The sequence below is a fragment of the Pirellulales bacterium genome, assembly GCA_019636345.1.
GTDB lineage: Bacteria > Planctomycetota > Planctomycetia > Pirellulales > Lacipirellulaceae.
On the sequence record JAHBXQ010000001.1, the window covers coordinates 989,924 to 998,149 of the forward strand.

Consider the following 8,226-nt stretch of genomic DNA (forward strand, 5'->3'; position numbering starts at 1 on the left):
CGGATGGACGGCGCGGCGTCAATCCGACCTACGGCACTTCAGTGCTGGCGTGGGTGGCGTCAGGCTGGGATTGTCTAGTATCTTGGCGGCGCGACTATTTGCACTTCACGGACTCTGACACTTCATTGAAGTGTTTCCATCTGCGGTTCAGCAGATCACGATTTGGTTGTAGTTGCTCATTCGCTGGGATGCAAACCTCTCGGTCTGCAAGCTCGCCATAGCAAGAATGCTCTAGGTCGGCGGCCAATTCTAGGCGCATGGTCTCCGGATTGATCGCAATCAGATCGAGGTCAAACAGCGAATGGATGTCTGCTCGGAGCAATATGCCATTGCAAACGTGGTTGGTATGAACTCCTTTGTAGGGGGAAATATGCGCGGCTTCTAATGTCCATTCGCAATCGCAACGAGTAACTGCGCACTGGCGATCGTAGGCCTCCAGCAGTTTGTCCCTGAAGATCTGTTGTCCAAGGCGTCGCACCAACTTCGCCAGTGCGTAGCTTCGTGAGTCCTCGGCGTTCAGGATTTCGTATGCCCCGTCTTGCTCCGCTTGATCCCAATGAGGTTGCAGTGACTTCATCAAAGAATTTGAAAACGGTTGACGGATTCGCTCAAGGTTCTGAAGGACTAGGTCAATGATCGCGTCTACAGTTACGCGACTATTCTCGCCCGGTAAGACTCTCGCCGTACCCTTAACAGCTTTCCCCCTTCGCTGCTTGCCTTCTCGACTCCCCTGACCAAAGTCGAGGTGATTGTCGAGGTCAAATCCCAAACAGTGCGTGCCTTGGTTGTAGTAATTGCAATAAGACTTAAGTGTTTGCGCCCATGCCTTCTTGCAGGGAGTCTTCCTAGGGAATTCCTTCCTCATCAGTTCTTGCCAACGGGCTTCGTTGATTGGCAGAACGATACCTTTGTCCGTTGAACGTGATTCTGGATGCTTGGATAGAAAATGCAAAACGGCGTTCGAGAATTGGAGTCCAAGCTTAAGCCCTGTGTAGAGACCGGAATCCTCAGTGCCGTTGCCCACGGGACGTAGTCGCTTTGCCATGGCCTGAATGTCATTAGGTGGGAAGAATGGGAGGGGACACTCGCTTTGAGTGACTTCGTCTGTCGGGTGAGCCTTCGAGAGGAGGCGACGCAGCGTAGGCAGTCCATCGCACGCGTGGTCAACGAGGTGCGACCGCCCACAGCTATCCGATAACGGTGTTGTCCCGCCTCATTTTGGCCAACGGTCAACCGCCTTTGCGACCTTCCGCGCGGGCGCCATTGGGGCAGTGCGCGTCCGAGATTTTTTGTAGCAATTAGGCCACCCTTTCGCGTAGAACGAATTCCCGCGCCAGGGGCTGCCGCGTGACGCCCAGCCGGGCGTGACGAAACGGGCGATCGGGGGGCTCGGCAGCGCTCGGGGCCGGTCGGCTTCGCTCAGGGATCGGGTCGAGCGGCAAGGCGACGAGTTTTGCCCGCTCCGCCGGAGTTTTGCTGGCAAAATTGGCCCGCGCCGCCCCGCGGACGATTGCCTAAGTCGTTGGCGAGAAGGCGGTTAGGGCGCCGCGCGACCGGGCCGGCGTCGGGGTTTTGCTCCGAAAAGTGTGAGAGTTTTGCACCGGTGCAAAATGCCGCCCGGCGGTTGCCCAGCGGCTGCCCGGACGGCCCCGACCGATGACTCGTTCCCAGCGCCGCCGATCAGCCATTGTCGCTCAGCAATTGTCGCTCAGCCATGTCGGCTTCGGGATGCGCGGGTGGCGGGCCGCCAACAGCAGAACGCCGGCGAGCATGACCAGGATCGGCAGTTCGACGTCGAGCCGCAACCGGCCCGTCTGCCGCAGGATTGACAGCACGCTGGCCGTGAGAAACAGCGGGCCGACGACCGCCGTCAGTTTGTCCCAACCGTACAAGGCGAACGTCAGCAACCCGACCGCGGCCAGACCCAGCGTCCACACCCAGTTGACCTCGGCGGCGAACTCGAGCGCGGCCAGCAGCCAACCGGCGCCGAGGGTGATCATGATCACCGGCAAAATGATCGTGCGTTTGTCCATGGCTGGCGGCCCGAGGGTCGTGGAGAAGCGGTCAACGTCGCCTGCCATGAGATTCGCCGCGGCGCGGCCGGTCAAGAGCGACCGAGCCGCAAGACGACGAATCTCGCCCGCCGCCCATGCCAAACCATGAGCGGACGGCGCTAGCCGCCGGCGCCCCACGAGCAAGTCACCCAACGAGCCGGCCGGCACATGAAACCGGCCGGCTCATGCGTCTGCGGCGGTCACCGGCTCGAGGCGATCGCTCCGGGCGACGGTTCGCTGAGGGCGTTCTCGAAGAACTCGACCTCGCCGGTCTGCAGGTCGTAGAAGGCGCCGAAGACCGCCACTTTGCCCTTGGCGGCCATCTCGGCGATTGTCTGGCTTTGGTTGAGGACGGCCCGCACGCTGCGGCGGACGTTTTCGCGGCTCACTTCGTCGACGACCTGCTTCTTGTCGATCCCGTCCCAGTTGCAGTCGCGGGGAAGCGCTCGCGGGTCGATGGACTCCTGAATGTTGGCCACCAGCGAGTCGAGGTTATGGCAGGGGGTCGCCTCGCTCGGCTTCTTGCAGGCGAGGTGGAGATCGACCGCGGCAGTCACGGCCCCGCAGGCGCTGTGGCCCATGACCAGCACCAGCTTGGCCCCGGCGACGGCGCAGGCGTATTCCATGCTGCCGATGACCCGCTCGCTGACGACGTTGCCGGCGATGCGGGCGACGAAGACGTCCCCCACGCCCAGGTCGAAGACCAGCTCGACCGGCGCCCGCGAGTCGATGCACGACAGCACGACCGCCAGCGGAAACTGCCCGGCGGCCGTCGCATCGCGCTGGCGCGCGAGGTCGCGCGTCAACTGGCGCCCGTTGCGGAACCGCTCGTTCCCCTCGCGGAGGATGTGGAGCACGTCTTCGGGGGTGACCAGCGTCTGCAGGTCGCGAGTCGAGAAGTCGACGTATTGGATCCGATCCGGCAGATCGTAATGGTCCTTGAATCCCGACAGGCTCAGGTGGACCCCGCGGGCCGGGGCGGTGAGTTTCTCGTACTCGCGAATCAGGCCCAGCACGTCGGGATCGATGTAATCGGCCATCCGGGCGTCGATCAGCGCGTGGCCGCCGCGGGGGACCGCGTCGAGCGCCCGGGTCAGAGCGGCGCGGTTAAGGAAGGTCACCTGGCTGGGGAGTTCGATCCGCAGCACCTTGCCCGCAATGTGGTTCTCTTCGATTCTGCGCAGCGGGTGTCGGAAGTGGCCGAACATGATGAACAGCCCGCTGACCGCCAGCCCGATGAGAACCCCCTTGAGAAGGTCGGTCAGCACGATGGCGCCGATCGTCACCAAGAACGGCAGCAACTGGTTCCAGCCGCTGCGGTACATGTGACGAAACAGCGCCGGGCTGGCGAGTTTGGAGCCGGTGATGATCAGGATCGCCGCCAGGCAGGCCAGCGGGATCTGGTTGAGCAGTCCGGGGACCGCCACCACGGCCGCGGCCAGGAGGGCGCCGTGGGTGACGATCGACCACTGGGTCTTGCCGCCGGCGTTGATGTTGACGCTGCTGCGGACGATTTCCGAGGTAACGGGGATCGCCCCCACCAGCCCGCCGACGATGTTGCCGAAGCCCTGGGCGATCAGCTCGCGGTTGGGGGGGGTGGTGCGCTGCTCGGGGTCGATGCGATCGGCCGCCTCGATGTTGAGCAGCGCCTCGAGCGACGCGACCGCGGCAATCGTGATCGCCGAGACGTAAACGGCCGAATTGCCCAAAGCGCTGAAGTCCGGATGGGTGAACACCGCGAACAGATCGCGGGCCGAGTCGCTCACGGGAATGTTGACGAGGTGGCTTTTGGTGACGAGCCACGACTTGTCGAGCGCGCCTGTCGTCACGAACTTCTTGAACAGCCACGTCAACGCCAAGCCGAAGGCGACGACCGTCAACTGGGGAGGCACGGGCGACCGCCGCAACGAGGGGAGCCGGTTCCAGGCGTACATCAGCACCAACGACAAGACGCCGATCACCGACGCGGCCGGGTGGAGCTTGCCGAGCGTCGCCCCCAGTTCGGAGAAGGTCGTCTCGCTGTCGGGCTGGTAGAACGACATCTCCCCTTCCGGGTCGGCATCGTGCCCGAACAGGTGGGGAAACTGCTTGAGGATCAGCAGAATGCCGATCGCCGCGAGCAGGCCCTTGATGACGCTCGAGGGAAAGAAGGCCGCGATCTCGCCCGTCTGGATCACCCCCAGAACGACCTGGATGATTCCCGCAAGAAATACCGCGAGCAGGAAGGTCTCAAACGAACCCAGTTCGGCAATCTGGGCGGACACGACCGCCGCCAGCCCGGCGGCGGGGCCGCTGACGCTGGTCTGCGACTTGCTGATCGAGCCGACGACCATCCCCCCGACGACGCCCGCCAGCAGGCCCGCGAACGGCGGCGCATCGGAAGCGACCGCGATCCCCAGGCACAGCGGCAAGGCAACCAGAAAGACGACCAAGCCGGCGATGAAGTCGGCGCGGAGCTTGCTGCTGGCAGTGGGGAGCATACGGCGGAAGTCCAGGGCCCGGTGATTCGCAAAGATTAAGCAAATGTAATCGAACGTGGGGTGCGCCACCACAGCTAACCCGGCTGTGGACCGCCGCCGCAGCCGGAGGGTGTGCGCCGTTACGCTCGGTCCGTAGCCCGGGCGCCAAACCCGTGCGTGCCTTGGCGCATCGTACCGCGAACCGGCCGGCGGGAGCCTGCGCCGCTAGCCGGGCGTGTCGAGATAGGGATCCTGCCCCATTTGACGCTGGACTTTCTGCCGCTCTTTTTCGTGGTAGAGCATCACCTTGCGGTCGCGGAAGTGGCGCCGTTCGACCCGCCGCTGCGCCTTGCGGAACAGCGATTCGTACCCCCGCAGCGGACCTTGCGATCGCAGGCCGAGGGCCTTGAGCTTCTCGGCCTTCTTGGGCCCGTAACCCATCAGCAGAATCTCGTCGTCCAGCGCCAGGAACTGGCGATACGAACCGGGGTCCCCCTGGCGACCGCAGCGGCCGATGAGCTGTCGGTCGATCCGCTGGGCCTCGTGCAACTCGGTGCAGATGACGTGGAGCCCCCCCAGGTCATGCACTTCAGGCCCGAGCTTGATATCGGTCCCGCGGCCAGCCATGTTTGTCGCCACGGTGAGTTTGCCGCGTTGTCCGGCTGCGGAGACGATCTCGGCCTCGCGGGCCACGTGCCGGGCGTTGAGCACGGTCGGTTCGGCCCCGCCAGCGACGAGCATCGCGGCCAGGTGTTCGCTCTTGTCGATCGATCGCGTGCCGATGAGCACCGGTCGGCCTGAGGCCAATTGCGCCAAGGCGTCCTCGACGACCGCCTGCCATTTTTGGTCGGACGTGCCGAAGACCAGCGTCGGCAGTTGCTTGCGAATCGGCGGGCGATTCGTGGGGACCGGCTCGACGTGCACCTTGTAGATTTTCCGCAGCTCGCTGCTGCTGGTCGACGCGGTGCCGGTCATCCCCCCCAGACGCTGAAATCGCAGGAAGAAGTCTTGAATCGTGATCCGCGCCGCCTGGTTCGTGGCGAAGGTGATCTCGACGCCCTCTTGGGCCTCGATCGCCTGATGGATGCCTGCTCGCCACTTGCGTCCCTCGGCCAGTCGGCCGGTGAACTCGTCGACGATCACGATCTCGCCGTCGCGTACGACGAAGTGCCGATCAAGAAACATCTCGCGTTTCACCTTGATCGCGCGGGTGACGTACTCGTAGATCGTCGACAACGGGAGCCGATCCATCGCGGAGGGCTTGGCGAGGGCCCGCACTTTCTGCCGGCCCTCGAGCGACAGCTCGACCGTCTTGTCGTCGTGGTCGTACTCGTAATCGTCGTCCTCGACGAACGCGCCCTGCACTTCGGCCGCCCAGCGGTACGCCTCGGCGGCGATCTGCTCGTCCTCGCCCGGCAGGGCGCTGATGATCAGCGGCGTACGGGCCTCGTCGATGAGGATGCTGTCCGCCTCGTCGACGAGCATGAAGTGGAGCGCCCGTTGCACCGGTTTGTCGGCGTTCGCCGCGGCCGCGCCGCCGGCGCCGAGCATCTTGCCGAACAGGTCCTGCTGCCCCCCCTGCAGGGCGCGCAGCAGGAGCCGATCTCGGAGAAAATCGAATCCCATCTCGTTGGCCGTGCCGTAGGTGACGTCGCAGGCGTAGGCCTCGCGCCGCTGCGGCTGCGGTTGTTGCCCCTGAATGATTCCGACCGTCATGCCCAGGGCGTCGTACAGCGGCCGCATCCAGTCGGCGTCGCGTTTGGCGAGATAGTCGTTGACGGTCGCCAGGAGGGCGCCCTTCCCCTCGAGCGCCGCCAAGTACAGCGGCAGCGTGGCTGTGAGCGTCTTCCCTTCGCCGGTTTGCATCTCGACGATCGAGCGATGATGCACCGCGGCGCCGCCGAGCAGTTGCACGTCGAAGTGCCGCATCCCCAGCCGGCGTCGCCCCGCCTCGCGCACGAGGGCGAAGGCCTCGACGAGCAGCCGGTCGAGCGACTCGCCGCTGCGGGCCCGATAGCGCAGCCCGAGGCTCTCCTTGCGGAGCGCCAGATCGTCGAGCCCCTGCAGCCGCGGTTCCAAGGCGCCGATGAGCGGCAGGTACCCGGCCCAACGTGCGATGCGATCTCCGCGCGCGGCCTGGAGGCGTCGAGCAATACCGTCAGGAACTCGCGCCACGCGGCAAACCTGGCTCGAAGAAGTCTAGGGGACGATGGAAGAAGGACGCCGTCGGTTCGAGCCCTATTGTATCGCCCCGCCGCCGCCCCGCGAATGCAGCCGGCGCGAAGAGAGCGAGCCATGGGCGACAAGCGGCGCTGCGCTGCCAGCCGCCCCTCAGGGTTCACGCCTCAAGACGCTCTCACTGCCGTTGCCGTTCGACCGCATTGACGCGGAATACGGGCATTTGCGTCCCGTCGTCGCGCGGGACGGTGAAGACTTGCCCGGCAAGTTTCACGTAGTCGCCGGGGAGCAGCCCCGCGACGACCTCGGGATTCGCCAGCGGCAGCACCCCGCCGTACGGGTCGCCGCCGGTGATCATGTAGTGAATGAACAGCATTCCCGTGGCGCCATCGAGCACCAACTGCCCGCGGAGCGACGTGTACGCGGCGTCGACGCTGTATCGCTCGGCAAGGGCGCCGTAGGGATTGCTCTCGACCCCCGCGCGAGTGATCTCCGGGGGTTGAAACCCGCTTCCCTCGGGGGCGGCGCCGGGCGTCGGCGTCGAGCCGCGCGGACGGAAGCCATCGCTGCCGACGATCGGTCCGGCGGACAAGGTCGCCGTACCGTCGGTGAACCCCGCGGGCCGGAACTGCGGATCGTTCCACGCCGGGGCCGCGGGAGGGATCGCTGAAAGGGTCGCTCCGACCGACGACGGTTCCGACCCCTCGCCCAACATCCGCTGAATGGGGAGCCGCGGCTGCGATCCCGCCGGGACGCTGAGATTCGCCGAGCTCAATTCCGCGCCCGTGGGAGTGACGCCGTAGCCGGGCGAGTACCCGGAAGGAGGCGCGTTGTACTGCGGTTGGTAGGCGGGCGCCGTCGCGGGGGGAGCGTATTGCTGCTGGCTCGGCGGGTACGTTCCCCATCCGCCCGGCGGCGTCGCTCCCCCGGCGGCTGGCGCGCCGTAGGCGGGAGCCCCGTACGTTTGCGCCGGAGGGGCGTAACCGCCCGCGGGCGGAAGGCCCGTCGCGGGGCTGTAGCCCTGCGTCGCGGGGGGCTGGTATGCGGCGGCGCCGGGCATCGGGTCGCCAGGATAGTACGGCTGCGCGGTCCCGGGCGCAAGGACGCGCGTCGACGGCGGGGGGACCCGATCGGGAGTGAGAAACGGATTCGAGATCGTCGTGCCTGACTGATTCTTACAGCCGGCAAGCACGAGGATCAGCGCCGCAATGGCTCTACGCCGCGCCATCGGCAGCATCCTTTCTGCCAGAAGACCGCCTCGTCGTGACAAACGTCGCGGGATGATAGCGATCTCCCGTCGCCGTTCCCAGAGCGGATTGGCAAGGCAGCTAGCAGTTGCGCGTCGTCAGCGTTCGGCGTCCGGCCCAGGCGCGGTTTGGTCGGCGACCCAAAAGACGAGGGCGACGCCGTGCGGCGTCGCCCTCGTGGATGCTAGCAGCCCGTTGAAAAACCCAAGCTTGACGCCCGTGTTATAACGGTCGTCGTTGCAGCGATCGCCCCTTGGAGGAAGCGGGATTATGGCGTTGGGCAAGCGG

Annotated in this window: 5 protein-coding genes; all 5 read right to left on the bottom strand. The window is 65.5% G+C overall.

Annotated features, from left to right (window positions below; translation table 11 throughout):
- Window positions 1-94: 94 nt before the first annotated feature.
- Window positions 95-1,045 carry an HNH endonuclease gene (locus KF688_03815; protein ID MBX3424787.1) on the bottom strand — a complete coding sequence of 317 codons (951 nt, stop codon included), beginning with the start codon at window positions 1,043-1,045 and terminating at the stop codon, window positions 95-97.
- A 649-nt stretch (window positions 1,046-1,694) separates the two neighbouring features.
- Entirely contained in the window at window positions 1,695-2,033 is a 339-nt protein-coding gene (locus KF688_03820) for a hypothetical protein (GenBank protein MBX3424788.1), read from the bottom strand.
- 221 nt (window positions 2,034-2,254) lie between these two features.
- Window positions 2,255-4,534, bottom strand: a complete 2,280-nt coding sequence (locus KF688_03825; GenBank protein MBX3424789.1) for a bifunctional SulP family inorganic anion transporter/carbonic anhydrase — start codon at window positions 4,532-4,534, stop codon at window positions 2,255-2,257.
- Between the two features lie 204 nt (window positions 4,535-4,738).
- A complete protein-coding gene (locus tag KF688_03830; protein ID MBX3424790.1) occupies window positions 4,739-6,688 on the bottom strand; it encodes a preprotein translocase subunit SecA in 1,950 nt (649 codons plus the stop codon).
- 181 nt (window positions 6,689-6,869) lie between these two features.
- Window positions 6,870-7,919: a hypothetical protein gene (locus KF688_03835; GenBank protein MBX3424791.1), complete on the bottom strand. Its 1,050-nt coding sequence runs from the start codon at window positions 7,917-7,919 to the stop codon at window positions 6,870-6,872.
- Window positions 7,920-8,226: the final 307 nt, after the last annotated feature.